Consider the following 26,084-nt stretch of genomic DNA (forward strand, 5'->3'; position numbering starts at 1 on the left):
CAGGGGCGTCAGGGCGTCGACGAAGTACGGGTGAAGGTGCCGAGGCCCTCGGCGTTCAGGTACTCGACGGTGAAGGACTTGCCGTCCGGGGTGAAGGTGACCCCGGTGAGGCCGACGGCGTTCTCGCCGGCGGTCCGGAAGCTGAACGTGTCGCCGTCGTAGTGCGTGAGGCGGTACGACTGCGGCTTCGGTCCCAGCCGGAGTGTCAGGGTGCCGTCCGTGCCCGCGACGACCTGGGCCGGGCCGTAGTAGTCGCTCCGGAACGTCCCCGTGTAGGTGCCGGAGGGCTTCGCGGGCTCGGCGCCGGAGGGCGGGTGGGCGTAGTCGGTCTTCGACCTGCCCGCGTCCTCCTGCTGCTGGTACAGCGCGTCCACGAGCGGGATCCAGTCGCGGCTGACCTTGCCGTGCTCCGCGATGTCGAAGAAGTCCAGGGCGACGGCGTCGGCGACCCCCACCGGTGAGGTGTTGGTCAGGACGACGATGCCGAGCTGTTCGCCGGGCAGCATGGTGACGTTGGTGTGCGCGCCCAGCGCGAACGCGCCGGTGTGCGAGAGCCTGAGCCGGCCCGCGTCGTCGTAACTCACGTTCCAGCCGAGGCCGTAGAAGCCGGTCCGGGCGGCCGGGGCCCCGGGCGGGTTGGCGACCGACTCGGGCCAGTGGGTGCGCTCCAGGGCCTCGGCGTCGATGATCTGCTTGCCGTCGAGCTTGCCGTCCGCGAGCTGGAGCCGCGTCCAGACCGCCATGTCACGGGCGCTGGAGCTGACCCCGCCGGCGGGTGACTGCGCGTCCGGGTCCCTCACGTACCGCGCCGTCCAGTCGCCGTCGGCGGTCTCCACGTGGCCCCAGGCCCGGTTCCGCGCCTTCGCGAAGTCCTCGAAGCGCGAGCTGGTGGACGTCATACCGGCGGGCTTGTAGAGGGTGTCGGCGGCGAGCTTCTCCCAGGTCGTGTTCTTCTCGTCGGCGACGGCCTGGGCGGCGGCCGTCAGACCGAAGTTGGTGTACGCGTAGCTCGCCCGGAACGGCGCGAGGGGCTCGTAGCGCAGATGGGAGAGGACGTACGCCCTGTCGTAGCCGAGGTCCTCGAGGAGGTCGCCGGCGTGGTCGGGCAGGCCGCTGCGGTGCGAGAAGAGGTCGGCGGCCGTCACATGGCGGGTGACCCACGGGTCCTTGAGCCGGAAGTCCGGCACGTTCGGCGCGACGGGCTCGCTCCAGCCGTCGACGCCCACGGCACCGGCGACGACGGTGGAGGCGATCGGTTTGGAGACGGAGGCGAGCTGGAAGACGGTGTCGGCGTTCACCGCGGCCTTCTCACCGGCCTTGCGGACGCCGTAGCCCTTGAGGTGGACGACCTGGCCCTCGTGGACGACGGCCACGGCCACTCCGGGCGCCCCGGTGCGTTTCATGGCCGCCTCGACCACCTGGTCCAGCTGGTCCACGGCCCGCTGGACATCGGCGTCGTCCAGCTGGGGCGGCGGCTGCGGTGGGGGCGGCGAGGGCCCCGGCGCGCTGACCCCGAGCAGTGCTGTCAGTCCGGCCGCGGCCATGCATCCGAGAAGGCTCACGTCTTCCATTGAAGGACGCGTGGCTCGTTCTGTCGCGCGATGACCTGGCCGGTCGCGGACGGCTGGAGCGGATGCGCCGGGTCCTACAGGGCCTGGCCGGTACGGGGCCGGGTCAGTACCGGGGCGGGCCGGCGTGGGTGGCCGGGTCGTCCTCCGGGTCGGCGTCCCAGTCCCAGGTGTCGAGGTAGGCCGCCACGCCTGTGCGGCGGGCCCGCATGACACCGTGGAGGCGTTCGAAGTCCCGCCGGGGCATCAGATCGCGCCAGTCCTCCAGGGCCAGCACGCGTACCTCGTCGTGCTCCGCGGGCGAGAGCGTGATGTGCGCGATCTGCTCGTCGGTGAGACGGCCGCCGTCGAAGACGTAGCCCACCGTCGCGTGCGGCCATGCCGCGCCGGGCAGTCCGAACACGGCCGCGAGCAGCCTCGGCGGCCCGTTCACCACGAGCCCGGTCTCCTCCCGGGTCTCGCGAACGGCGGTGTCCCACGGCCGTTCACCCTCCTCCGCCGTGCCGCCGGGCCACTGCCAGGGGTGTTCCACGGTGTAGACGGCGTGGAGCTGGAGGGGCCGGTCGTGCCGGTCGGTGAAGAAGAACGCGCCGAACACCGTCGCCTTCGGCAGGGTCGCGGCGTACTCCTCCGGCGGCAGCCAGAAGTCACCGGCCGCGGCCGCGTCGTCGGGGACGGAAGTCGTCATCGTCGGCCTCGGTTCAGCAGGTTGGCGGCTGTCTACGGAGTCCAACGATGCGGCGCGGTGTTTCAGGACATGTCTTTCGGTCGGCTCCTGGCCGAATCCCTCCACCTGTCCAGGGCACTCGCGTGAGGTGCGGTCGGGCGTGGCCAGGTGCGGGAAGAGCCGTCGGGCGTTGCGGATCGTCGGGGAGCGCCAGGTGTGGAGGTCCGGGCGGCCGAGTCCAGGGAGGCGAACTGGGCCGTGGCGCCCTGGGGGGGGGTGAAGCAGTAGTCGCTTCCGCAGAGGAGCCGTTCCGTACCGAACGCGGCGGCCGGGGACGGAACTTGACACGGGAACGGGGGATCACGGCACCCGGCGCCCCGCGCACCGGTCGGCATCCGGCCCCCGCCCCTCACCTCCGGACTGCGGCCCGGGGAGGGGGCGCATATCCTGGAAAGAGCTGCTCCGCCAGCTCCTCGTCCTCTCTTCCCCTCCCCTTCTCCTTCGATGTGTGCGGGAGCCGTGCGATGGACCTGTCACCGGTCGAGATCAAGGTCAATGTCGAGGACGACGTCCCTGCCGCGGTGTCGGCACTCGGCGGGGGGAACGGTCCGATGACGACTCGTCGGATCTGGTTCGCCGAGGACCGTGACGGCGTCAGCGAGGGGCGGCTGCCGCTCCTGACCGGCGGCGTGATCGTACGGTTCAGAATCGGCGGCAAGAGCGACGATCTGACGGTCAAGTTGCGCCCCTGCGAACGGGAACAGCTCGTCGGCCGGTTCGCCGCGCCCTTCGAGGTGCGACCGCTCACGTACAAGATCGAGCATGACTGGTCGCCCGCCGGGCGGGTGCTGGCAGCTTCCCTCGTACGCGACCACCCGCCGGGCGCGCTGTCCGGCGCGGTGGCTCCCGGGGGCGATCCCGCCCTGCCCGTCGACGCCGTGCAGGACCAGTTCCTGCACGTTTGCGCTCCCGATGTCCCGGTCGACACGCTCGTCGCGCTCGGGCCGGTCCTGGTGACCAAGTTCGACGACGTTCCGCTCGACGATCTGGAGGTCGACCTGGAGGCGTGGTCGGTCGCCGGACTGGAGTTCCTGGAGTGCTCGATCCGGGTGAAGCCCAAGGACGGTGACGACTCCGAGGAGTTCGTCGCTCGGGCCGAGCGGAAGCAGCGGAGGCTGTCGGATGCGGTGCGGGGGCGTGGGGTGACGGTCTCGGAGCACGCCGAGAACAAGACCAAGCGTGTCCTCACCGCGCTGGCGATGGCCACCCAGCACTGAGCCTTTCACCGCCCTCTGCGGGCCGCGGGGGCTGATCGCGCAGTTCCCCGCGCCCCTTGAAAGACCGCGCAGTTCCCCGCGCCCCCGAAACAGGGCGCGGGACTGTATCGATATGCGGTTCCGGCGCCGTCCGCGCCGCCCGCCGCCGCGGCCTCGTCGTCCCCACCGACGTCTCCGTCGTCGGCTTCGACGACTCCGCCTTCATGACCTGCACCGAACCCCCGCTGTCGACCGTCCGCCAGCCCATCGAGGCCATGGGCCGCGCCGCCGTCGACCTGCTCTGCGCCCAGATCCAGGGCACCCAGGCCCACCCCGGCGAACTCCTCTTCGAGCCCGAACCCGTCGTCCGCGGCTCCACCGCCCCGCCGCCCGGCGCCCGCTGACCCACCGCCGGCCGACCGGCGACCGAACACCCCTCACCCCACCGGCACCGGTGTCCCGCCCCAGCGGCGGACGACACCGGTGCCGTCGCCGTTCCCGGACACGTCCACCGAGAGGGAACTTGACTGAACCGTTGACAAAGTCGTCACGCAGTAGAAACCTCTCACCCTGGCGCACGCAAATGAAGAACAAAATTACTCAAGAAGTCGCCTTACTGTCGCCACCCCTCATCGGAGCAGGCAGGGCAGGTGCCGCCCGGGTCATGGAGAGGCACCATGAGACGAAGCCATACCGGCAGCCGGCTCGCCGCCGGACTGCTGACCGCCGGACTGTTCGCCGTCGGACTGAATCCCGCCCCCGCCTCCGCCGCCGCGGCGGCGGATCCCAACCTCGCCCTCGGCAGGCCGACTTCGGCCGGCGGAGCGCTCGGCGGATACCCGGCGGCCCATGTCACCGACGGCAGCCAGCAGTCGTACTGGGAGGGTCCGACCGGTTCCTTCCCGCAGTGGGTGCAGGTCGACCTCGGCTCCCAAATCGCCCTGGACCGCGTCGCGTTGAAGCTGCCCACGGGCTGGGAGCGGCGCACGCAGTCGCTCACCGTGCTCGGCAGCAGCGACGGCAGCTCGTTCACCACGCTCACCACCGCGCAGGCCCGGTCCTTCGACCCGGCCGCGGCGAACACCGTGGACATCGACCTGCCGTCCGCCGACGCCCGCTACGTCCGCGTGCAGGTGGCGTCCAACACCGGCTGGAACGCGGCCCAGTTGTCCGAGCTGGAGGTCTACGGCTCAAGCGGCCAGAACCCCGAGGAACCGCCTCCGGTCGAAGGGACGAACCTCGCCCGGGGCAAGCCGATCGAGGCGACCTCCACGACCCAGAACTACGTGGCGACGAACGCCAACGACGACAACACCGGCACCTACTGGGAGTCGGCCGGATTCCCCTCCAGCCTGACGGTCGGGCTCGGCGCCGACGCGAACGTCAGCGCAGTCGTCGTCAAGCTGAACCCCGAGCAGGTCTGGGGACCGCGCACCCAGTCGTTCCAGGTGCTCGGACGCGGTGGGTCGGCGACCGACTTCACCACGCTCAAGGCGCGCGCCGACTACGCCTTCAGCCCGTCCTCCGGCCAGAACTCCGTCGTCGTCCCGGTGACCGGCAAGGTCGCCGACCTCCGGCTGGCCTTCTTCTCCAACACCGGCGCCCCGGGCGCCCAGGTCGCCGAGGTCCAGGTGAGGGGCACGGCCGCGCCGAACCCGGACCTCGTCGTCACCGACCTGACCTGGTCGCCGTCCGCGCCGTCCGAGCGGGACGACGTCACGGTCGCCGCCACCGTCCGCAACGCGGGCACCGCCGCCGCGCCCGCGACGACGGTGAACGTCAGTGTCGAGGGCACCGTCGCCGGTTCCGCCGCGGTACCCGCACTCGCGGCCGGTGCCGCCGCGACCGTCGACGTCCCCGTCGGCAAGCGCCCGACGGGCTCCTACAGCGTGTCCGCCGCCGTCGACCCCACCGACACGGTCACCGAGCTGGACAACAGCAACAACAGCCGGACCGCGTCGAGCAGACTGGCCGTCAGCCAGAGCCCCGGTCCCGACCTGAGGGTCACCGACATCACCAGCAACCCCGCCTCACCCGCGGTCGGCGCGCCCGTCTCCTTCACGGTCGCCGTCCACAACCGTGGTACCACGGCCGTCCCCGCCGGAACCGTCACCCGGCTGACCGTCGGCGGCACCACCCTGAACGGCACCACCGGTGCCGTCGCCGCCGGTGAGACCGCCTCCGTCGCCCTGTCCGGCACCTGGACCGCCACCAACGGCGGCGCCACGCTCACCGCGACCGCCGACGCCACGAACACCGTGCAGGAGACCGACGAGAACAACAACGTCCTCTCCCGCTCCATCGTCGTCGGACGCGGCGCGGCGCTCCCCTACACCGAGTACGAGGCCGAGGACGCCCGCTACAACGGCACGCTGCTGACCGCGGACGCGCAACGCACCTTCGGCCACACCAACTTCGCCACCGAGTCCTCCGGCCGCAGGTCGGTACGGCTCGACACCACCGGTGACTACGTCGAGTTCACCTCCACCGTCGCCGCCAACTCCGTCGTGGTCCGCAACTCGATCCCGGACGCCGCGGGCGGCGGCGGCCGCGAGGCCACCCTCAGCCTGTACGCCGACGGGCAGTTCGTGCGCAAGCTGTCGCTGTCCTCCAAGCACAGCTGGCTCTACGGCAACACCGACCAGCCCGAGGGCCTGACCAACACGCCGGGCGGAGACGCGCGCCGGCTGTTCGACGAGGCCAGCGCCCTGCTGGCGGGCAGCTACCCGGCGGGCACCAGGTTCCGCCTCCAGCGCGACGCCGACGACACCGCCGCCTTCTACATCGTCGACCTCGTCGACCTGGAGCAGGTCGCGCCGCCGTCGCCGAAACCCGCCGCGTGCACCTCGATCACCGAGTACGGCGCCGTGCCCAACGACGGCATCGACGACACCGACGCCATCCAGCGGGCCGTCACCGCCGACCAGAACGGCACGATCGAGTGTGTGTGGATCCCCGCGGGCCAGTGGCGCCAGGAGCAGAAGATCCTCACCGACGACCCGCTCAACCGCGGCACCCACAACCAGGTCGGCATCCATGACGTCACCGTCCGTGGCGCCGGCATGTGGCACTCCCAGCTGTACACGCTGACGCCACCGCACCAGGCGGGCGGCATCAACCACCCGCACGAGGGCAACTTCGGCTTCGACATCGACGACAACACCAAGATCTCCGACATCGCGATCTTCGGCTCCGGCACCATCCGCGGCGGTGACGGCAACGCCGAGGGCGGCGTCGGCCTCAACGGCCGGTTCGGCAAGAACACGAAGATCAGCAACGTGTGGATCGAGCACGCCAACGTCGGCGTCTGGGTCGGCCGCGACTACTCGAACATCCCCGAGCTGTGGAACCCCGGCGACGGCCTGGAGTTCACCGGCGTGCGGGTGCGCGACACCTACGCCGACGGCATCAACTTCGCCAACGGCACCCGCAACTCGACCGTGTACAACTCGTCGTTCCGCAACACCGGCGACGACGCGCTCGCCGTCTGGGCCAGCAAGTACGTCAAGGACACCTCGGTCGACGTCGGCCACGACAACCACTTCCGCAACAACACCGTCCAGTTGCCCTGGCGCGCCAACGGCATCGCCGTCTACGGCGGGTACGGCAACACGATCGAGAACAACATCGTCTCCGACACGATGAACTACCCCGGCATCATGCTGGCCACCGACCACGACCCGATCCCGTTCTCCGGGCAGACCCTCATCGCCGACAACGCGCTGCACCGCACGGGCGGGGCGTTCTGGAACGAGGACCAGGAGTTCGGCGCCATCACGCTCTTCGCGCAGGGCCCGGACATCCCGGGCGTGACCATCAGGGACACCGAGATCCACGACTCGACGTACGACGGCATCCAGTTCAAGACGGGTGGCGGCGCGATGCCGGGCGTGCGGGTCAGCAACGTCCGGATCGACAAGTCGGTGGGCGGCTGCGGCGTCCTCGCGATGGGCGGTGCCCGCGGCAGCGCGACCCTGACGGGGGTGACCATCACGAACTCGGCGCAGGGCGACGTCTGCGTGGAGCCCGGCTCGCAGTTCGTCGTCAACCGCACCGGCTGACACCTCGCGCACCCCGGCGGGGGGGGGCGGCGCGCCGCCCCCCCCCCCCCCCCCCCCCCCCCCCCCCCCCGCCCCCCCCCCCCCCCCCCCGGGGGGGGGGGCGGGCCGCGGCCGCCCCCCCGCCCGGTCGTGTCCGCGGCGCCGGGGCGCCCGGCCCCGGCGCCCGCCGGGCCAGGGCCCTTCTGACGGACCTCCGTGGGAGAAAAAGCGACGTTCGGTGCGTGCGATCGGCGTGCGGTGCGGAGGGACAGGTGGCTCCGCGCCGTGCGACTGGGGGTACCTCCCACGCCCTCGAGGCGGTGGGGAGGGCGTCGCGACGCCGCGGAGATCCATCAGAAGGGCCCTGGGGTGAGATCCTCGCGACGGCACCCGCGTGACCCCCCTCACCATGCGGCTCCCGGGCGCCGGGACCCCCGCGGGCCGGGCCGGGAGGCGGCGCGGCGGCGGCGCCGGGCATGGGACAAAATGCGTACGGCCGTGGAGAGGGATATGTCACAGAGGATCGTGCTGCTGCTCCGATGAGCATCTGGCTAGCATCCGATCATGACTGTGCTGCCTGACGACGGCCTCCCGCTGGCCGCCGAATTCCCCGCAGCGACCCATGCACAGTGGCAGCGCCTCGTGGCAGGCGTACTGAGCAGGTCGGGCAAGGACGTACCCGAGGCCGAGGCCGAGCAGAAGCTGTCCACGGCTCTGGAGGACGGGCTTCGCGCCCGTCCCCTCTACACGGCCGCCGACGGCGTGCCCGATCCCGGCCTGCCCGGCTTCGCCCCGTTCGTACGCTCCGGGCGTGCCGAGGGCAACACGGTCGGCGGCTGGGACGTACGGCAGCGCCACGCGGCGCCCGACCCCGAGGCGGTGCTCACCGACCTCGAGAACGGCGTCTCCTCCCTGTGGCTCGCCATGGGGCCGGGCGGCATCCCGACGGGCGAGCTGGACCGGCTCCTCAAGGGCGTGTACCTGGACCTCGCCCCGGTCGTCCTGGACGCCGGCCACGAGACCGCGGTCGCGGCGGAGGAGCTCCTCGCGCTGTACGGCAGCCGCGGCGTCGCCCCCGAGGCGGCGCGCGGCAACCTCGGCGCCGACCCGCTCGGCACCCGGGCGCGCACCGGGACCGCGTACGACGAGGACGGATTCCCCGTCGCCGTCTCCCTCGCCCGGCGCTGCGCCGAGACGTACCCGGGGCTGCGGGCCATGACCGTGGACGCCCTGCCGTACCACGAGGCCGGCGGCTCGGCCGCGCAGGAGCTGGGCGCCTCCCTCGCCACCGGCGTGGCCTACCTGCGCGCGCTCACCGACGCCGGCCTGAGCGTCGAACAGGCGCTGGGTCAGCTGGAGTTCCGCTACGCGGCGACCGCCGACCAGTTCCTGACCATCGCCAAGCTGCGCGCGGCACGCCGCCTGTGGGCCCGGGTCGCCGAGGCGTGCGGGGCGTCCGGCGCGGGCGCGCAGCTCCAGCACGCGGTCACCTCGCCGGTGATGATGACCGCCCGCGACCCGTGGGTGAACATGCTGCGCGCGACGGTCGCGACCCTCGCGGCCGGTGTGGGCGGCGCGGAGAGCGTGACCGTGCACCCCTTCGACCACGTGCTGGGCCTGCCCGACGCGTTCGCGCGGCGGATCGCCCGCAACACCTCGACGATCCTGATCGAGGAGTCGCACATGGCGCGGGTCATCGACCCGGCCGGCGGCTCCTGGTACGTGGAGTCGCTGACGGACGAACTCGCACACGCGGGCTGGGAGTTCTTCCAGGAGACCGAGCGGGAGGGCGGCCAGTCAGCCGCGCTGGCGTCCGGCTGGACCGAGCGGCGGCTCGCGGCGACCTGGGCCGAGCGCTCCAAGGCACTCGCCGAGCGGCGTGAACCGGTCACCGGTGTGAGCGAGTTCCCGCACCTCGGCGAGAAGCCGGTCGTGCGCGAGCCCTCTCCCGACCGGCCCGGCGGCGGGCTGCCGCGGGTGCGTCGCGACGAGGCGTTCGAGGCGTTGCGTGCCCGTTCCGACGCCCACCTCGCGGCGACCGGCGCCCGCCCGCGCGTCTATCTGGCCGCGCTCGGGCCCGCCGCCGCGCACACCGCGCGGCTGACCTTCGCCGCGAACCTGTTCCAGGCGGGCGGCATCGAGCCCGTCACGGAGGGCTCGTTCGCCGACAGCGGCGCAACCGAGGCGTGCCTGTGCTCCAGCGACGCGCTGTACGAGGAGCGGGCCGAGGCCGAGGCCGCCGCCCTCGGCGCCGCCGGTGCCACACATGTCGCCCTGGCGGGCCGGCCCGGCTCGTACCCGGGCGTGGACTCCTACGTCTTCTCCGGATGCGACGCGGTCGCCGTCCTGTCCGCCGCCCTCGACCGCATGGGAGTGTCCTGATGGGAATCCCCGACTTCACCGGGATCGACCTCGGATCCCCGTCGCCGTCCTCGTCCGGCGGCGGTCTCGACGAGTGGCGGGCCGCCGTCGAGCAGGCGTCCGGTGGTGAGGACCTGCTCTGGGAGACCCCCGAGGGCATCGGCGTCAAGCCGCTGTACACCGCGCGTGACCTGGAGGACGTGGACTTCCTGGGCACGTACCCGGGTGTGGCGCCGTTCCTGCGCGGCCCCTACCCGACGATGTACGTCAACCAGCCCTGGACGATCCGCCAGTACGCCGGCTTCTCCACCGCGGAGGAGTCCAACGCCTTCTACCGCCGCAACCTCGCGGCCGGCCAGAAGGGTCTGTCGGTCGCCTTCGACCTGCCCACGCACCGCGGCTACGACAGCGATCACCCGCGTGTCACGGGCGACGTCGGCATGGCGGGCGTGGCGATCGACTCGATCTACGACATGCGGACCCTGTTCGACGGCATCCCGCTGGACCGGATGTCGGTGTCGATGACGATGAACGGCGCGGTGCTGCCCGTCCTCGCGCTCTACATCGTGGCGGCCGAGGAACAGGGCGTGTCCGCGGACAAGCTCGCCGGGACCATCCAGAACGACATCCTCAAGGAGTTCATGGTCCGCAACACCTACATCTACCCGCCGAAGCCGTCGATGCGGATCATCTCCGACATCTTCGCCTTCACCTCGCGGAACATGCCCCGCTACAACTCGATCTCCATCTCGGGCTACCACATCCAGGAAGCCGGTGCCACGGCCGACCTGGAGCTGGCGTACACGCTCGCGGACGGCGTCGAGTACATCCGGGCCGGGCGGGAAGCGGGCCTGGACGTCGACGCGTTCGCGCCCCGGCTGTCGTTCTTCTGGGCGATCGGCATGAACTTCTTCATGGAGGTCGCCAAGCTGCGCGCCGCGCGGCTGCTGTGGGCCAGGCTGGTCAAGGAGTTCGACCCGAAGAACTCCAAGTCGCTGTCGCTGCGCACCCATTCGCAGACCTCCGGCTGGTCGCTGACCGCGCAGGACGTCTTCAACAACGTCACGCGTACGTGCGTGGAGGCGATGGCGGCCACGCAGGGACACACCCAGTCGCTGCACACCAACGCCCTGGACGAGGCGCTGGCGCTGCCGACCGACTTCTCGGCGCGCATCGCCCGCAACACCCAGCTGCTCATCCAGCAGGAGTCCGGCACCACTCGGGTCATCGACCCGTGGGGCGGCAGCGCCTACGTGGAGCGGCTCACCTACGACCTGGCGCGCAAGGCGTGGCAGCACATCCAGGAGGTCGAGGCCGCGGGCGGTATGGCCAAGGCCATCGACGCGGGCATTCCCAAGCTGCGCATCGAGGAGGCCGCGGCCCGTACCCAGGCCCGCATCGACTCCGGCCGCCAGCCCGTCATCGGCGTCAACAAGTACCGCGTGGACGGCGACGAGCAGATCGACGTGCTCAAGGTCGACAACTCCTCGGTGCGCGCCCGGCAGATCGACAAGCTGCGGCGGCTGCGCGAGGAGCGCGACGAGCGGGTCTGCCAGGCCGCGCTGGAGGACCTCACCCGGGCCGCGGGCGGCGAGGGCAACCTGCTGGAGCTGGCCGTGCGGGCGGCTCGCGCCAAGGCCACGGTCGGGGAGATCTCGGACGCCCTGGAGAAGGTGTACGGACGGCACGCGGGGCAGATCCGTACGATCTCCGGTGTGTACCGCAACGAAGCAGGTGAGTCCCAGTCCGTGACGTCCACCCGGACGCTCGTGGACGCCTTCGAGGAGGCCGAGGGCCGGCGTCCGCGCATCCTGGTCGCCAAGATGGGCCAGGACGGCCACGACCGCGGCCAGAAGGTCATCGCGACCGCCTTCGCCGACCTGGGCTTCGACGTCGACGTCGGCCCGCTGTTCCAGACGCCGGGCGAGGTGGCCCGGCAGGCCGTCGAGGCGGACGTGCACATCGTGGGCGTCTCGTCGCTGGCGGCGGGCCACCTCACGCTCGTCCCCGCGCTGCGGGACGAGCTGGCCGCGGAGGGCCGGGAGGACATCATGATCGTGGTCGGCGGGGTCATCCCGCCCCAGGACGTCCCCACCCTGCTGGAGATGGGCGCCGCGGCCGTCTTCCCGCCCGGCACGGTGATCCCGGACGCGGCGGCGGACCTGGTCCACCGCCTCGCCGCCGACCTGGGGCACGGCCAGTAGTCCCCATGGCCATCGACATCGACGCGTACGAGAAGGGCGTACGGGACGGCAGGCGCGCCCTCGTGGCGCGCGCCATCACCCTGGTGGAGTCGACCCGTCCGGCCCACCGCGCCCTCGCCCAGGAACTGCTGACCCGGCTGCTGCCCCACAGCGGCCGGGCCCGCCGGATCGGCATCAGCGGGGTGCCGGGCGTCGGCAAGTCCACCTTCATCGACGCCTTCGGCACGATGCTCACCGGGCTGGGGCACCGGGTGGCGGTGCTCGCCGTCGACCCGTCCTCCACCCGGACCGGGGGCTCGATCCTCGGCGACAAGACCCGGATGGAACGGCTCGCGGTCGACCCGGCCGCGTTCGTGCGGCCCTCCCCCAGCGCCGGCACGCTCGGTGGTGTCGCCAAGGCGACCCGCGAGTCGATGGTGGTGATGGAGGCGGCCGGCTACGACGTCGTCCTCGTGGAGACGGTCGGCGTCGGCCAGTCGGAGACGGCCGTGGCCGACATGGTCGACTCCTTCCTCCTGCTCACGCTGGCGCGCACGGGCGACCAGTTGCAGGGCATCAAGAAGGGCGTCCTGGAGCTCGCGGACGTGGTGGCGGTGAACAAGGCGGACGGTCCGCACGCGACCGACGCCCGTGCCGCCGCCCGTGAACTCGCGGGCGCGCTACGGCTGATGCACGGCCGCGAGGCCGTCTGGACGCCGCCGGTGCTCAGTTGCAGTGCCCGGGAATCGACCGGTCTGGACGAGGTGTGGGAGCGCCTGGAGAAGCACCGCTCGCTCCTGGACGCGACCGGCCGTCTCGACGCCCGCCGCCGTGAACAGCAGGTCGGCTGGGCCTGGTCGATGGTCCGCGACGAACTCCTCACCCGGCTGCACTCCAGCCCCGCCGTACGCGACCTCACTCCCGAGGTAGAACGGCAGCTCAGGGAAGGCCTGTTGACGCCGACGCTGGCGGCGGAGCGGATCCTCGGGGCCTTCGGGTCCTGAGGGCGTCCACGGACCGGGGGACGGGGCCGGGCATCCGGGAGACGCCCGGCCCCGTCCCGTCCTCATGTCAGGTCATGCGCCGGGAGCCGGCGTCTCGGGGTCGGACCGCAGCCGGCTCACGGCCAGCGCCACCGCCTCCTCCGCCGTGGCGAAGACACCGAGATCCTGGGTGATGAAGCCCCTGCCCACGCCGTACGTACCGTCGCAGTTCGCGGTCAGGCACGGTCCGACGATGCTCAGGTGCGGGCGGGGGCCGCTCGAGAACCGCAGCACCCGGTGACTGGTGAACGGGTAGAGAGCGCGCAGGGCGGACTCGGCGTACGCCGTCTCGATCAGGGTCTGGTACGGCCCTCTCCAGGGCTGTTCGAGCTCGGCCGCCTCCTGGCGCATGCTCCGCCACTCGGACTCCGTCAGCCTTGCGGGATCGCCGTCGGGAACCTCGAAGCGGCCCGTCAAACGCACGAAGGGCGCCGCTCGCGCGATGTCCGGCAGCTCCGCCCCGTCGTACCAGGCCCGCGCGGCCCTGGCGACCTGCGCCAGGTCCTCGGTCCTCCCTTCGACGAGGGCGAGGCCCTGGTGCGACTCCTCACCGCGGACGGACCAACGCCGCTCGTACGACCACGCGCCGATCTGAAGCGGTTCGCGGTACGGCAGCAGACTGGGGACGCTCGCGTACATCAGCGGCTCGGAGTCCGAGGCCGTGACGGGCACGGTGTCGAGACGGGCCTCCGCCACGGCCCGCAGCGCCGAGGCGAGGCTGCCGCGGGCCGACACGTCGGGGAACAGGACGGCGGGATCAGGAGGGGTGGGCATGACACCGGATTCTTCGCCGAATTTCCGCCCTCGGAGGCATTCATCGCACAGTGCCCCGCCTGCGCGTGACGACGTTCACAGGAACGGCGCACTTCATGGACGACTGTCCAGTTAAGATGGACACCTGTCCATTAACTATGAAGGGCGTCCCCATGACGACAACCGCCGACATCCTGGTCGGGCTGGTAGCAGCGCTGCACGCGTACATCCTGGTCCTGGAGATGTTCCTGTGGGAGCGCAGACCGGGGCGCGAACTGTCCGGCTTCGACGCGGAGATGGCCCGTGCCACCGCGCCGCTCGCCGCGAACCAGGGCCTCTACAACGGGTTCCTGGCCGCCGGCCTGGTGTGGGGTCTGATCGCGGCGGACCCGACCGGGTTCCGGGTCCAGGTCTTCTTCCTCTCCTGCGTGCTCGTCGCGGGGCTGTACGGCGGGTTCACGGCCAACCGGCGCATCTTCGTCGCCCAGGCGCTGCCCGGGGCACTGGCGCTCGCGGCCGTTCTGGTGGCCGGGTGACCGGCGCGCAGGCGGACCCCCGCGCCGCGCGCACCAGGGCGAGGCTGCGCCAGGCGCTGCTGGAGGAGTGCGCCGACCGGCCGCTCGCCGAGGTCAGCGTCGCCGCGCTGGTCCGCAGGGCCGGCGTCGGCCGCGCCACGTTCTACGTCCACTACGCCGACCTGGAGGCACTGGCCGTCGACGCATGCGCCGATGTCGTCCGTGAGGCCGTCGACGCGCTGCACGCGTGGCGCGGGAAGCCCGATCCCGCGGTCCCGCCGCCCGCCCTGGCCGACTTCTTCCGCCGCCTGGCCCCGCACGCCGGGCTGTACCGGGAGCTGCTCGGCCCCGGGGGCGGCGGCCCGCTCGGCCGCGTGCTCCACCAGGACCTGCGGGCGCGCAGCCTCACCGAGCGCACCCTCGCCGGCGCGCCGGAGCCGGGCCTGGTCGCCTCGGCCGTGGCCGCGACCTTCGCCGGAGTCGTCGCGGACTGGCTGCACGGACTCATCGAGGCCACCCCCGACGGGATCGCCCTGCGGGTCTGGCGGCTGCTCGTCAATCTGCACCGCACTCCCCTGCCCTGAGTCCCGCGGCCGTGCCTACGCCCCCGCGTGGACGTACGCCGCCCAGATGTGCGGGCGGTCCGGGACGCGACGCCGCAGCTGGCGGACGGTGTCGTGCAGGGCCCGCGCGACACCGGGGCCGCCGACGGCGGTCGTACGGCGGTAGAAGTCGCGTGTCACGTGGTCCGCGTGGGTGGCGTCGATCTTCCACAGGGTGCCGACCGCCGCCGGGAAGCCCGCGAGCAGGAACGAGCTGGTGATGTGGATGGCCTCGTCCACGAGGCGTTCGGCGGTACGGGCCGTGCCGCAGGCCGCGAGGAAGGCGAGGCGCGCGGCACGGGGGCGGACCCGGCAGATCTCCAGGACCGAGACCGGCTCACCGCTGGGCAGGTGCAGCAGGGCGCCGGAGGGCTCCGCGGGGTCCGTCGCGGCATGGCAGCCGAAGTGGGCCCAGGAGGCGTCGTGCAGCGCGGCGAGCACGGAGGCGCGGGTGGCATCCGGGCCGATCAACGGCTGCCGCGCGCCGAGAAGTCCGGCCGCGTAGGCGGCGGCCGCCGCGACACCGGGGAGGTCGTCCTCCGGCGCGGCGACCAGCAGGGCTCCGCCGGGCCCGGCGGTGTCGCGCCGCCGGGCGCGGGCGCGCGCGTACGTCAGGGTCTGCAGGCCGGGCGCGTACGACGACACCACGGCGTCGAGGGCGGCGCCGCAGCCGTCCTCGGCGCAGTCGGCCGCCGTGCACTCGGCCGCGTGCAGCGGCAGGGCGCTGAACGGGCCGGTCGGCACCCACCACACGCGCGGCCAGACGCCGTGACGCCGGACGGGTTCCGCCGCCCCGAGGGAGTCCAGGACGGGGCGGACGATCCGGTGCCAGGTCCACGCCAGGGTCTCGCGGACCTCCTTCCCCGCGGCGACGAGACGGAGCGGCGAGGGGCGCTCGGTGCCCTGCGCGTTGATGGCGTCGACGGCGTCGCGCAGCCGGCGCGCCGCGTCGGTGGTCTCCTCGGCCTCGGCTTCGAGGCGCAGCGCGGTGACCGACTCCGGGGTGATGACGAGGGCGTGGCAGTGGCGCCTGCCGTGGTTGAGGAGGACGACGGGGCCTTCGGCCGCGAGTGCCTTGCACTCCTCGGCGGTCGGCGGCCGCAGGAAGCCTTCGAAGCCGGGCAGGGTGCGGATGCGCCGTACGAGGTCGTCGAGTTCGTTGGAGGCGCGCAGACCGGCGAGCCGGGCCCATTCGGCGGCGCCCGCGGTGGCCCCGCCGGTGTCCGGCGCGGGCCGGGAGTCGAGGGTGTCGGTCAACCGCTCGAACTCGGCGGCCAGTTCGGGGTGGGCCGAGTGCAGCTCGCCGATGTCGGCGCGGGCCTCGATGCGGCGGGCCAGCAGCAGTCCGCGGCCGCGTTCCAGGAGTTCGGCGGTACGGTCCACCTCGGGGCCGCGGACCGTGTGGTCGAGCGCGGGCAGGCCGTCGAGGTCGGCCGTCCGTCCCCCCTCCAGCGCCGCGACGGTCTCTTCCAGGACGCGCATCCGCTCGGAGACCTTCGCGGGGGCGTCGCGCAGTTCGACGGCGGACAAGACCAGTTCGACGACGGACCGGATGTCGCCCTCGAAGGTCGACAGTCCGTGTTCGGCGGACGTCTGGTCGCTGCCGCGGTCGGTGAGGCCGGCCATCGCCTCGACGGCCGCCTCGAGATGCGTCAGCGCCAGGTCGATCCGCGGCGTCCCCCGGCCGAGCGCGCCGGCGGCCGCGGCGATCTCGCCGTGGGCGCGCATCCAGACGGGCAGGGCGGGGTTGTTCCAGCCGTCGGGGGCGGGTTGTCCCGCGAGACGGGCGAGCATCGCGGCGAGCGGTCCGAAGGGGCCGGTGTCCGCCGGTGCGGGGGCGTCCGTGCCGGTGGTGCCCGGGAGCCGCGGGGGACCAGGGGTGTTCGCTGTCTCGGGGAGGCGGTCGCGGCCGACGAGGTCGGCGACCGTGCCGACCATGCCGGCCAGATCGATCGGCGACCCCTCCGGCGTCGCTTCGCGCAGGATGCCGTGCAGGCCCCGTGCCTCGGCGAGCAGTGCCCGTGACCGCTCCGGTCCGGTGGCGCGCAGGGTGGCGGCGCGCTGCATCAGGACCCGGGCGAGGGTCATCGTCACCATGGGCCGCATGGGGTGGCCGGCGGGGCACGCGGCGAACGTCCTGCGGCACTGTTCGACGACCGTGTCGTCGAGGTCGGGGCGCGGGCCGCCCGGTCCCACGGTCTCCACCAGGTCGGCGTAGGCGTCGCCCATCAGGTCGTACCAGGGCCGGTCCTGCCCGTCGGCCGGCGCGGCGCGGGTGATCTCCCGCAGCCGGTGGGCGACCCGCCGGGCCCGTTCCAGCTGGGCGGGCTCATGACCCAGGATGTAGTTCTGCAGGGCGTTGTGGAACTCCGTGCGTGCCGCCAGCACCTCCCGGTCGACCCCGGTCACCGCCGTGCCGTCGTACGGGACGGGCCCCTCGGGGACCGGCTGGGCGTGGCCGGGCATCGAGGCGAGCAGGGCGGCCGCCTCGCGCGCGCCTTCCGCGTCGAAGCTGCCCGCCGACAGCATGGTGAGCGCGTCGGCGAGCGCCCGGTCGTAGGCGCCGGGCGCCTCGCCGGAACCGGCGCGGGCGTAGCGCAGGAGTTGTACGACCTCTTCGAGGACGGCGGGGTCGGGCCGTTCCGCGACGCCGGCGGACAGGGCGCTGCCGAGGGCGCCCGCCAGGTGCTGCCGCAGCTCGGGGTCGTCCTCGTCCGCGGCGTCGAGGAGCTCCCGGATGATCGCGATGTCGGAGTCGAGGTGGTCGGGGCCGTCGAGGCGGACATCGGCCATCCTCGACAACTGGGCCAGCACTGAGCGGAGTTCGTCGGGCAGGTCCTCGTCGTGCGTGATGTCAGCGGTGACGGCGAGGGCCGCGACGGGCAGGGCGGCCTCGAACAGTCCGCGGCGCAGCAGGTCCGCCGCCGGGAAGCCGGGCGGCGCGGTGGCGAGCGTCTCCTCGGTCAGCTCCCGGCACTCCACGTCCAGCAGTCCCGCTCGGGCGGGGGCGCGGCCGCGCAGCGCCTCGGCCCTCAGCCCCGTGAGGGCGGCCAGGACGGCGACGTAGGCGGACCGATGGGGACCGTCGGCGGGGAGGACGGCGAGGGCGGCGCGGTAGCGGCCGATGCGTTCGTCGGCGCTGTCGTCCGGTACGAATCCGGTGCTCAGGGAGAGGACTTCGAGGTCGAGGTCGATGTGCCGGCCCACGCGGTCGGCGCGCTCCCTGTCCAGTTCGGCGAGGCGCCCGAGCAGCGGTCCGGCCCGCTCCGGGGCGTCCGGGGCGCCGCTCTCGGTCAGCGCCTCGAACTCCCGGTAGGCGGCGACCATCTCGCCGTGCTCCGCACTCATCTCCCCGGCCGAGGTGAGCAGTTCCGTGGCCTCCAGGGCGGCGTCGGCGTCCTCGCGCGCCTGGGCGAACGCGGCGAGTGCCCGGCCGAGGGCGACGGTGACCGCGGGGTGCGCGGGGTGGCCGGCCGGGGTGTCGGCGAGGGCCGCGCGCAGCCGTCGTACGCCGCAGGCGATCCGGCTCGCGTCCCGCTCGTCGACGCCCGCGTCGGCGATCACCGCGCCGACCCGCAGGTCGCGTTCGCCGGGCCAGGTGACGGGCTGGGCGTTCAGGCTCCGCAAGGACTCCAGCCCGTCGGCGGTCTCCGGGGTGACGATACGGTCCGGCAGGGCCGCGATCAGCCGGTCCACCCGGGCGACCCCGGGGGTGCCGAGCAGTCGGGCCGAGTCCACGACCGTGCGCAGACAGGCCGCGGCGGCGGCCCGCGCCACGTCGGTGTCGAACAGGGCGGGTTCGGCGGCCAGTCGCGCGCACACCTCCCGTCCGTAGCGCGCGGCGGTGACCAGCCCGTCCGGGTCGGCCTCCGACTGGAACCGGCACATCCACAAGTCGTGCGCGTAGACGGCCAGTTCGACGAATCCCACCGGATCGTCGGCGCGTACGAAGTCGAGCGCGGTGTCCGACCAGGCGAGCGCGCGGTCGAGCGCGGACGCTTGTTCCTCCGGCGGTCCGTTCAGCGCGACCTCGGCGTGCACCGAGCACACCAGGTGCGCGAACCGCGCCTCGTGGGACGGGTCGGAGGGGTCGAAGTTCTCCTTGAGGGGCTCGGGGAGGCCGGCCTCCTCCGGAAGGCGCGGGCACAGGAAGCCGAAGGCGGCCACGCCGACACTCATGTTCTGCGCGGCCTCCGGGTCCTCGGGACCCTGGTGGCGGAACCAGAACGTCCAGAACACCGCGGCGACCGCTTCGAGGTCGACGGGGTCCTCGGGCGAGGGTGCCGCCTCCCGCAACAGGGCCAGTGCGTCGAGCACCGCCTCCCGGTCGCGCACGGGTGCGGGATCGCCGGTGCCGTATGCCGTGGCCAGACGCCCGACCACGCGTTCCCGAAGCTCGGTCATCGCCACCTACATTAGTCTGACCGGCTGTCAGTAAGCAGTGGTAATCAGGACTTCGAGGGAGGCCGGGGTGGCGGACGGGGCGAAGGCGCGCGGTGTGTACGAGGACGCCGTGGAATACCTGTGCCGCAACGTCGAGGAGTTGCGGCCACTCGTTCCCGCGGCCGTCTGGGAGTCGGCCTTCGCCGTCGTACGGGACGCCGATCCGGCCGGTCCCCGATGGCGGGACGCGGTACGCGCGCTGCACGAGGCGGTCGAGTCCGCCGGGGTCCCCAACGGGCTCGGGCTGCCCGCCACCATGGGTGTCGGCGACTGGCCGGGCGCCCCCACCCCGCGGTCGGTCGGCTGGGTCTGCCCCACCGACCGCTGCGGCCGGGTCGAACTGCGCGAGGGGGCCACGAGCGCCACACCGGCCTGCGAACTGGCCGGAGGGCTCATGCGCCTGGTGGACGGCTGACCACGATGGGCCTGCTGCTCGAACTCCAGAAGCGCATACCCGACGGCTGGTTCCTGCGGCGGCTGCTGCCCGCCGCGCTGTTCGTCGTCGTCGCGGTCGTCGGCGGTGGGGAACTGGGACACGCCCACTGGAACGACACGGCCCTCGCGCGCGAGCGGATCGCCGACGCCCTGCGGACGGGCGGTGGCCTGACCGCGGACGCCTTCGCCTCGCTCGTGCTCGTCGCGGTGCCGGTGGTGGGTGCCGCGTTCGCGGTGCCCTACGTGGCGGCCGCCGTCGGGGCGCTGGCGTCCGGGGCCTGGCCTTGGTGGCTGATGCCGGTGGGCCGGCGGGTGACCGCGTGGCGCGCACGGCGCTGGGCCGAGCCGGACGTGCTGGCCCGGCGGTCCGTGCGGGCCCGCGCCGACGGCCACGCGCTGCGCGCCGACCGGCTGGACGCGCGGGCCGCCCGCGCCCGGTCGGGCGGGCGGCCGCGGTCACCGACGTGGTCCGGCGACCGTCTGCGCGTCACCGAGGAGAACGTCGGACGGGAGACCGGCGGCGATGTCGCCGGCGGCTGGACCACCCTTCTGCTCGGCGCGGCCGACCCGCCCCGCGCCGCCCTCGCCGAGGCCCGCGACGCCTACGACGCCGCCTGCGAGGCCCTCGTCTGGAGCGCGGCGTTCACAGTCCTGGGCGCCTGGTGGTGGCCCGCGGCCCCCTTCGGCGTCCTCCTCGGCCTGGCCTCCTGGCGCTCCCTGCGCCACGCGGTGCAGGCGCTGTGCCGCACGACGGAGGCGGCGTTCACCCTGCGCGAGACGGAGCCGCCGGTCGGGCCGGGGTGAGGGACGGCGGGCGCCGCGCGATTCCGGAGCCGTTGACAGACTTGGCTAATAGAATTAGCTTTTGGCTAACAACGTTAGCCAAGTCTGGGGGAAGCGATGACCGAGTACCTCGACGTCGACGGCGGCACGATCGCCTACGAGGTGACCGGGTCCGGCCCGCTGGTCGTGCTCGCGCACGGGATGGGCGACAGCCGCGAGGCGTACCGTCGGGTGATCCCGGCCCTGGCGGCGGCGGGCCACCGGGTCGCCGCGGTCGATCTGCGCGGCTGCGGCGAGTCAGGCACCGACTGGCCGGCCTGGAGCCGCACCGCCATCGCCGGTGATCTGCTCGCCGTGATCCGCCACCTGGGCGGCCCGGCCGTACTCGTCGGACACTCGGTCTCCGGTGGCGCCGCCACCATCGCCGCCGCGCGGGAGCCCGAGCTGGTCACCGCGGTCGTCGAGCTGGCCCCGTTCACCCGCAAGCAGTCGATCCGCCTCGGCGACCTGCGCGTGAAGCGGTTCCGGCAGGGCATGCTGCGGCTGCTCGGCGCCGGCGTGTTCGGCAGCGTGCCGCTGTGGCGCTCGTACCTCGACGTGGCCTACCCCGGTGTGAAACCGGCCGACTGGGCCGCCCGGCTCGACCGCATCGAGGCGCGGCTGCGCGAGCCGGGCCGTATGAAGGCGATGCAGAGCATGGGCCGCAGCGCCCCCACCGACGCCGGGGCGCAGCTCGGCAACGTCCGCTGCCCGGTCCTGGTCGTCATGGGCACACAGGACCCCGACTGGGCCGACCCGCACGCGGAGGGCGCGGCGGTCGTCGACGCGCTGCCGTCCGGCCTCGGCCGCCTGGGGATGGTCGAGGGCGCCGGGCACTACCCGCACGACCAGTTCCCGGACGAGACCGTCTCGCTGGTGCTCGCCTTCCTGCGCCCGGACGCCGCCCGTGCCTAGGGCGGGCCTGGACCCGGCGGCCGTGGTCGCGGCCGGTGCCGCGCTCGCCGACGAGGTGGGGCCCGGCAGACTGACGATGGGGCTGCTGGCCGAACGGCTGGGGGTGCGGACCCCGTCCCTGTACAAGCATGTGGCCGGCCAGGACGACCTCAACCGGCGTATCGCGGCGCTGGCGCTGGACGAGGTCGCGGGCGCGGTCGGCCACGCGGTCCAGGGGTACGCAGGCCGCGACGCACTGGCGGCGGCGGCGCGTGCCTTCCGGGCGTTCGTCGTGGAGCACCCGGGCCGGTACGCCGCGACGATCGGGGTGGAACCGGCGGGCCCGGACGATCCCCTCGCCGTCTCCGGCCAGAAGCTGCTGAACGCGTTCCTGGCCGTGCTGCGCGGCTACGACGTCGAGGCCTCCGACGTCGACCATGCCCTGCGGATGCTGCGCAGTCTCTGCCACGGGTTCGCCACGCTGGAGGCGGCCGACGCCTTTCAGTGGAGCGCCGACGTCGACGAGAGCTTCGAGTGGCTGATCGCCTTCGCCGACCGGGGCCTGCGGGCGCTCTGAGCGCCGGACCTCCCCTCGGGGGCCGGGTGGTGGGGCCCTAGTATGCGAGGCGAAGATCACGAACCGTAGGAACACGCTTTCGTCAGCGCCGAGTTGCGCCATCAGGGGGAGTCATGAGGAACAGAGTCCGGGCCGGCCGTCTCGTAGCCGTGGCCGCGGCGGGTGTCCTGGGGGTTACCGGTCTCGCCGGCACGGCGGAGGCCAACCCCTATGCCCCGAACGTCGGTTACGGGTACGCGAACGTCCCCGCGGCCGTGACCTGTGTGCAGCAGTTCTACAACCACTTCACCCCGAGCCCGCCGATCGCCGTGGACGGCCGCTTCGGCCCGGAGACCTACGCGGCCGTGAAGCGGCTGCAGTCCTGGGTCAACGTGAGCTACGCCGGGCAGTTCCAGCTCCAGGTCGACGGGATCTTCGGGAAGCGGTCGGGGGACGCGCTGATCAGCATCGCCCGGGGCGACTGGAGGCTGGCGGAGCACTACGTCTCGCAGTGCGCGTACGCCCTTCCCACGACGCGGAACCTCTGACCGCCCGGGGAACCTCCCGCGCACGCCCGGTGCTCCGGGAGGCTCCTCGGTTCGCGATCCCGCTGTCGGCCCACGGGCTTTTCACCCCTCCAGCAACAGCCGTCCGCGCGGCGTCAGCCGGTGGATCACATGGAGCCCCGCGCGTTCGCTCGTGAGGAGCCCCGCGTTCCTCAGGACGGTCAGATGGCCGCTGACCGAGGAGGGCGGCAGGGCCAGGCGCGCGGCGACGTCACCGGTGGTGCGGGTGGCCTCGAGGGCCGACAGCACTCGTGCCCGGTTCGCGCCCAGCAGCGCGGCCAGGGCCGCCTCCTGGCGCGGGCCGTGGTCCTGGTCGTGGGGGTGGAGGGGGTAGACCACGACGGGTGGCAGTTCGGGGTCGGCGATGGCCACGGGCGTGGTGTGGCAGAAGAAGGACGGGATCAGCCGCAGGCCGCGGCCCTTCGGATGGATGCTGCGGTCCATGGGGTACGGGGCGCTGAGGACGGGGTCCTGCCACACGAAGGGCGCCAGGGACGCGAGCAGCGCGCCGATTCCGCCTTCCAGCGCCTCCGTCCGTCGCGCGTGATGGCCGGCGACGGTGGCCTCGACCTCGCTCCAGTCGGACACGAGCAGACGGTCGTGGAACTGGCCGAGGGCGTGCGCGACCTCGTCGAGCAGGGCGCGGTCGCCGTCGGCCAGGCGGTGGGTCCATGTCGGCAGCGGCCGGTGCCGGGACGCCTCGCGCAGTTCTCGGGCGAGCCTGGCCCGCGGGGTCTCCCGCAGCACGCGCAGGCCCGCCGACAGCCCCTCTTCGGACTCGACGGGCGTGAGGAAGTCGGGCCAGTACGAGGCGTCGGCCGGGGCGAGGGCGGTGAGCAGACGGCAGGTTCCGCGCAGGTCCTCGTCCTGAAGTCGCCTGCGCGCGCCGCGACGCCACAGGCGCAGGCGGGCGGGCAGCCGGTGGGGCGGCGTGGTCAGTACGTGCAGGCCGAGGATCGCCTCCCACATCGGGTCCGGGGAGCGCGCGAACCGCAGATGGCGGAAGTCGGCGTCACTGAGGTGGATGCGCAGGGTCCCGGGCATGCCCGCGATGAAACAACGTCCCCGCGTGGCACGGAAGTCCCCCGTCCGGGGTTTCGCGCCCGTCCGGTGGCCTGGGGTTTTCGGCGGAGCCGGAAAGCCGTCCCCGTAGGGTCATGAACATGCCCATACGATCCGTCCGACGCGTTCGTCCCGCGCGTGCGCCCCCATCACCGGTGCCGACCGCACCTCCTGCCGAAGGAGTCCGCGCCATGTTCCTCAGACGCCTCCTGTCCGTTCTCGTCGCCGGCGTCCTCGGCGCGACCGGGCTGATCGGCCTGGCCGCCGCCCCCGCCCAGGCCGCACCGACGTTCAAGGCCCCCTACCCCTGCGGGCAGCAGTGGACGTACAGCCACCATTCCGCGGAGGTCCGCCAGGCCCTGGACTTCGTGCGCTCGGACGGCGGTGCCACCGCGGGCACGCCCGTACTGGCCTCCGCCTCCGGGACCGCGTACCGCTACTACGAGGCGGGCGGCGCCGGGAACTACGTGGTCGTCGACCACGGCGGCGGCTGGAAGACCTACTACTTCCATCTGTCGGCCTTCTCCGTCAGCCACGGCCAGGGCGTCTCCCAGGGCCAGCGGATCGGCACCACCGGCTCCACCGGCAACAGCTCCGGCGCCCACATCCACTACGAGCAGCTCTACAACGGCGTGGGCCAGACCATCCGCATCAACGGCGTCTCCCTGGCGCCCTATCCCGGCTCCTACCACCAGAAGTACCTGACGAGCGACAACGGTTGCTCCGGCGGCGCGGGCAAGTACTGGGTCGACACGTTCGCCAACGCCCCCGGCTACGCCTCCGCGACCGGCACCACGCAGACGGGCACGCTCTACGCGGGCACCAACTATGTCTTCTGCAAGGTCTGGGGACGTGAGATCCGGGACGCCTCCGGCAACTACAACCACTGGTGGCTGCGCACCGACCTCGACGTCGGCCCGGCGAACCAGTACGTCTCCGCGTACTACCTCTCCCGCTGGGGCAACGACGAGGCCCGTGACAACGGCGGGACCGTCATCCCCGACTGCTGACGCCACGGCGGCCGGTACACCCGGGATCGCGTCCGGCGGCCCGGGGACCGGCCCCGACGGCCGTGCCCTCGCACACGCCCGTCAGGGCACCCCGCGCCGTCAGTCGCCGCCTCCGCCGCCTCCGCCGTCGCCTCCGCCTCCGTCGCCTCCACCGCCGTCGCCCCCGCCGGAGTCACCGCCGTCCCCGCCGTCGGAACCCCAGCCGTCCCCGCCTCCGGACTCGTTGTCCTCGCTGCCGCTGCCGAGGTTGCTGAACCAGGGCCGGTCCCACCAGATGTCGACCGCGACCGGCTCACCCGACCGCGACCGGCGCCGTGCCGCGCGGAAGCGGGCCGCGCCCGTGGTGTCGCCGAGCCCGAAGGCGACCGAGAACACCTGCGCCATCACGGCGTCCAGCGGGTCGGAACCGGCGTACTGCACCGGGGCCAGTGGCAGCAGGACCGTGCCCGGCGCGACCTGCTGTCCGCGCGGCGGACGGGACAGCAGGGCGACGGGCCGGCCGTCGCGCAGCAGCCATGAACTCCTCGCGTTCTCCCGGCGCAGCAGCCAGTGCTGTCCCGGCAGCCGGATCTCCGCGCTGCTGCGCGACTTGCGCAGCTTCTTCGTCAGGGTCAGCCGGGCCTCCTGGCCCCCGACGGTCACCCGCAGTCCCTTGGTCGGGTCGTAGGCGGCCGCGTGGAAGCCGTAGGGCGCCCTGATCCGTACGACGGGCGCCTGCGGTCCCCATACGTCGACGCGCACCAGGTTCCGGTCCACCGCGACGGCCACCGCCCCGGCGGGGCCGGGCGCGTACCGCCGCGCGATCCACAGCGGTACGCCCTCGGCGCCGGCGCGGGCCGCCTGGGCGGCGACCTGTTCCGGACCGCCGCACAACCGCACGGCCAACTCGCCCAGTTCGCGGGCGAACGCGGCGGCCTGCCGCACCCGTACCGGCCTGGAGGTGCCGGTGGCACGGGTCACCGGGACGACGCCCGGGCCCTCCGGCAGCCGCTCCAGGGGCCGTTCGGTCCCGCCTCCGCCCAGCCAGTGGCCGCGCAGGTACGCGTCGGCCATGGCCATCAGGTTGAGTTCGCTCAGCGGTGTGGTCCTGAACCCTCTGCGCAGTCCGCCGTCGGTCAGCTCCACGGTCCGCGCCAGCGGGTTCCACGACCGCTCGCCGTACAGCACCTCGCTCACATCTGCCCCCGTTTCCTGTGGCTCGCTCATGTTCTCGGCCATGGTGCCTGTGAACGGCCCGTCGGGGCACGGCGGAAACGCGGGACCGGGCGGCCGTCAGTCCGCCGACGTGCCCTGCGGGACGCCCTCGCG

Annotated in this window: 19 protein-coding genes and 1 pseudogene; 14 read left to right on the forward strand and 6 right to left on the reverse strand. The window is 73.2% G+C overall.

Translation table 11 applies throughout. The features are described from left to right. Window positions 1-8 precede the first annotated feature (8 nt). Window positions 9-1,571 (reverse strand): serine hydrolase, encoded by a 1,563-nt coding sequence (locus ACFYR0_RS27090; RefSeq protein ID WP_389333308.1) that lies wholly within the window; start codon window positions 1,569-1,571, stop codon window positions 9-11. Between the two features lie 103 nt (window positions 1,572-1,674). After that, window positions 1,675-2,256: an NUDIX domain-containing protein gene (locus tag ACFYR0_RS27095; protein WP_389333312.1), complete on the reverse strand. Its 582-nt coding sequence runs from the start codon at window positions 2,254-2,256 to the stop codon at window positions 1,675-1,677. Window positions 2,257-2,759: 503 nt separating this feature from the next. On the opposite strand from ACFYR0_RS27095, the gene ACFYR0_RS27100 reads away from it, so the two are divergent. The 6 genes and pseudogenes from ACFYR0_RS27100 (at window position 2,760) to meaB (ending at window position 13,079) form a co-directional block, all read left to right on the forward strand. Further along, window positions 2,760-3,512: a hypothetical protein gene (locus tag ACFYR0_RS27100; protein WP_389333315.1), complete on the forward strand. Its 753-nt coding sequence runs from the start codon at window positions 2,760-2,762 to the stop codon at window positions 3,510-3,512. Window positions 3,513-3,634: 122 nt separating this feature from the next. Next, window positions 3,635-3,895 (forward strand): annotated as a pseudogene (locus ACFYR0_RS27105) (substrate-binding domain-containing protein); the annotation flags it as partial. A gap of 273 nt (window positions 3,896-4,168) precedes the next feature. Then, entirely contained in the window at window positions 4,169-7,552 is a 3,384-nt protein-coding gene (locus ACFYR0_RS27110) for a CARDB domain-containing protein (RefSeq protein WP_389333318.1), read from the forward strand. A gap of 543 nt (window positions 7,553-8,095) precedes the next feature. Beyond that, window positions 8,096-9,913: a methylmalonyl-CoA mutase family protein gene (locus ACFYR0_RS27115; RefSeq protein WP_389333321.1), complete on the forward strand. Its 1,818-nt coding sequence runs from the start codon at window positions 8,096-8,098 to the stop codon at window positions 9,911-9,913. Next, a complete protein-coding gene (scpA, locus tag ACFYR0_RS27120) occupies window positions 9,913-12,096 on the forward strand; it encodes a methylmalonyl-CoA mutase (RefSeq protein ID WP_389333324.1) in 2,184 nt (727 codons plus the stop codon). The genes ACFYR0_RS27115 and scpA overlap by 1 nt, the downstream gene beginning before the upstream one ends. Window positions 12,097-12,101: 5 nt before the next feature. Beyond that, complete coding sequence (meaB, locus tag ACFYR0_RS27125; RefSeq protein WP_389333327.1) at window positions 12,102-13,079, forward strand: methylmalonyl Co-A mutase-associated GTPase MeaB; 978 nt, start codon at window positions 12,102-12,104, stop codon at window positions 13,077-13,079. 72 nt (window positions 13,080-13,151) lie between these two features. Here the strand turns inward: meaB and ACFYR0_RS27130 are convergent, their stop codons facing one another. Beyond that, on the reverse strand, window positions 13,152-13,892 hold the full coding sequence (locus tag ACFYR0_RS27130) for a DUF6193 family natural product biosynthesis protein (RefSeq protein ID WP_389333330.1): 741 nt from the start codon (window positions 13,890-13,892) through the stop codon (window positions 13,152-13,154). Between the two features lie 152 nt (window positions 13,893-14,044). Between ACFYR0_RS27130 and ACFYR0_RS27135 the strand changes: the two genes are divergently transcribed. Both ACFYR0_RS27135 and ACFYR0_RS27140 read left to right on the forward strand, forming a co-directional pair. Then, a complete protein-coding gene (locus ACFYR0_RS27135) occupies window positions 14,045-14,407 on the forward strand; it encodes a DUF1304 domain-containing protein (RefSeq protein WP_389333333.1) in 363 nt (120 codons plus the stop codon). Next, window positions 14,404-14,970, forward strand: coding sequence for a TetR/AcrR family transcriptional regulator (locus ACFYR0_RS27140; protein WP_389333336.1), 567 nt, complete (start codon window positions 14,404-14,406; stop codon window positions 14,968-14,970). Before ACFYR0_RS27135 ends, ACFYR0_RS27140 begins: the two co-directional genes overlap by 4 nt. A gap of 15 nt (window positions 14,971-14,985) precedes the next feature. On the opposite strand, the gene ACFYR0_RS27145 is transcribed toward ACFYR0_RS27140, so the two are convergent. Continuing rightward, window positions 14,986-19,392 carry a CHAT domain-containing protein gene (locus ACFYR0_RS27145; RefSeq protein WP_389333339.1) on the reverse strand — a complete coding sequence of 1,469 codons (4,407 nt, stop codon included), beginning with the start codon at window positions 19,390-19,392 and terminating at the stop codon, window positions 14,986-14,988. A 67-nt stretch (window positions 19,393-19,459) separates the two neighbouring features. Here ACFYR0_RS27145 and ACFYR0_RS27150 point away from each other — a divergent pair, with 67 nt between their 5' ends. The 5 genes from ACFYR0_RS27150 (at window position 19,460) to ACFYR0_RS27170 (ending at window position 22,686) form a co-directional block, all read left to right on the forward strand. Then, a complete protein-coding gene (locus ACFYR0_RS27150; protein WP_389333342.1) occupies window positions 19,460-19,846 on the forward strand; it encodes a hypothetical protein in 387 nt (128 codons plus the stop codon). 5 nt (window positions 19,847-19,851) lie between these two features. Continuing rightward, window positions 19,852-20,670, forward strand: coding sequence for a hypothetical protein (locus tag ACFYR0_RS27155; protein WP_389333345.1), 819 nt, complete (start codon window positions 19,852-19,854; stop codon window positions 20,668-20,670). Between the two features lie 96 nt (window positions 20,671-20,766). Then, entirely contained in the window at window positions 20,767-21,603 is an 837-nt protein-coding gene (locus ACFYR0_RS27160; RefSeq protein WP_389333348.1) for an alpha/beta fold hydrolase, read from the forward strand. 22 nt (window positions 21,604-21,625) lie between these two features. Next, window positions 21,626-22,159 (forward strand): TetR/AcrR family transcriptional regulator, encoded by a 534-nt coding sequence (locus tag ACFYR0_RS27165; protein ID WP_389333438.1) that lies wholly within the window; start codon window positions 21,626-21,628, stop codon window positions 22,157-22,159. 113 nt (window positions 22,160-22,272) lie between these two features. After that, window positions 22,273-22,686: a peptidoglycan-binding domain-containing protein gene (locus ACFYR0_RS27170; RefSeq protein ID WP_389333351.1), complete on the forward strand. Its 414-nt coding sequence runs from the start codon at window positions 22,273-22,275 to the stop codon at window positions 22,684-22,686. An 81-nt stretch (window positions 22,687-22,767) separates the two neighbouring features. Here the strand turns inward: ACFYR0_RS27170 and ACFYR0_RS27175 are convergent, their stop codons facing one another. After that, the gene (locus ACFYR0_RS27175) at window positions 22,768-23,748 is read right to left on the reverse strand and encodes an ArsR/SmtB family transcription factor (RefSeq protein WP_389333354.1); all 981 of its coding nucleotides are present in this window, start codon (window positions 23,746-23,748) and stop codon (window positions 22,768-22,770) included. Between the two features lie 209 nt (window positions 23,749-23,957). Between ACFYR0_RS27175 and ACFYR0_RS27180 the strand changes: the two genes are divergently transcribed. After that, complete coding sequence (locus tag ACFYR0_RS27180; RefSeq protein WP_389333357.1) at window positions 23,958-24,776, forward strand: M23 family metallopeptidase; 819 nt, start codon at window positions 23,958-23,960, stop codon at window positions 24,774-24,776. 99 nt (window positions 24,777-24,875) lie between these two features. Here the strand turns inward: ACFYR0_RS27180 and ACFYR0_RS27185 are convergent, their stop codons facing one another. Continuing rightward, window positions 24,876-25,982 carry a hypothetical protein gene (locus ACFYR0_RS27185; protein ID WP_389333360.1) on the reverse strand — a complete coding sequence of 369 codons (1,107 nt, stop codon included), beginning with the start codon at window positions 25,980-25,982 and terminating at the stop codon, window positions 24,876-24,878. Window positions 25,983-26,084: the final 102 nt, after the last annotated feature.

Source organism: Streptomyces sp. NPDC005017, from assembly GCF_042873115.1.
In the GTDB taxonomy this organism is placed as follows: domain Bacteria; phylum Actinomycetota; class Actinomycetes; order Streptomycetales; family Streptomycetaceae; genus Streptomyces.

Coding starts and splice junctions, on each gene's coding strand:
- ACFYR0_RS27090 (WP_389333308.1), bottom strand. CDS start 1,571: ATGGAAGACGTGAGCCTTCTCGGATGCATGGCCGCGGCCGGACTGACA.
- ACFYR0_RS27095 (WP_389333312.1), bottom strand. CDS start 2,256: ATGACGACTTCCGTCCCCGACGACGCGGCCGCGGCCGGTGACTTCTGG.
- ACFYR0_RS27100 (WP_389333315.1), top strand. CDS start 2,760: ATGGACCTGTCACCGGTCGAGATCAAGGTCAATGTCGAGGACGACGTC.
- ACFYR0_RS27110 (WP_389333318.1), top strand. CDS start 4,169: ATGAGACGAAGCCATACCGGCAGCCGGCTCGCCGCCGGACTGCTGACC.
- ACFYR0_RS27115 (WP_389333321.1), top strand. CDS start 8,096: ATGACTGTGCTGCCTGACGACGGCCTCCCGCTGGCCGCCGAATTCCCC.
- scpA (WP_389333324.1), top strand. CDS start 9,913: ATGGGAATCCCCGACTTCACCGGGATCGACCTCGGATCCCCGTCGCCG.
- meaB (WP_389333327.1), top strand. CDS start 12,102: ATGGCCATCGACATCGACGCGTACGAGAAGGGCGTACGGGACGGCAGG.
- ACFYR0_RS27130 (WP_389333330.1), bottom strand. CDS start 13,892: ATGCCCACCCCTCCTGATCCCGCCGTCCTGTTCCCCGACGTGTCGGCC.
- ACFYR0_RS27135 (WP_389333333.1), top strand. CDS start 14,045: ATGACGACAACCGCCGACATCCTGGTCGGGCTGGTAGCAGCGCTGCAC.
- ACFYR0_RS27145 (WP_389333339.1), bottom strand. CDS start 19,392: ATGACCGAGCTTCGGGAACGCGTGGTCGGGCGTCTGGCCACGGCATAC.
- ACFYR0_RS27155 (WP_389333345.1), top strand. CDS start 19,852: ATGGGCCTGCTGCTCGAACTCCAGAAGCGCATACCCGACGGCTGGTTC.
- ACFYR0_RS27160 (WP_389333348.1), top strand. CDS start 20,767: ATGACCGAGTACCTCGACGTCGACGGCGGCACGATCGCCTACGAGGTG.
- ACFYR0_RS27170 (WP_389333351.1), top strand. CDS start 22,273: ATGAGGAACAGAGTCCGGGCCGGCCGTCTCGTAGCCGTGGCCGCGGCG.
- ACFYR0_RS27175 (WP_389333354.1), bottom strand. CDS start 23,748: ATGCCCGGGACCCTGCGCATCCACCTCAGTGACGCCGACTTCCGCCAT.
- ACFYR0_RS27180 (WP_389333357.1), top strand. CDS start 23,958: ATGTTCCTCAGACGCCTCCTGTCCGTTCTCGTCGCCGGCGTCCTCGGC.
- ACFYR0_RS27185 (WP_389333360.1), bottom strand. CDS start 25,982: ATGAGCGAGCCACAGGAAACGGGGGCAGATGTGAGCGAGGTGCTGTAC.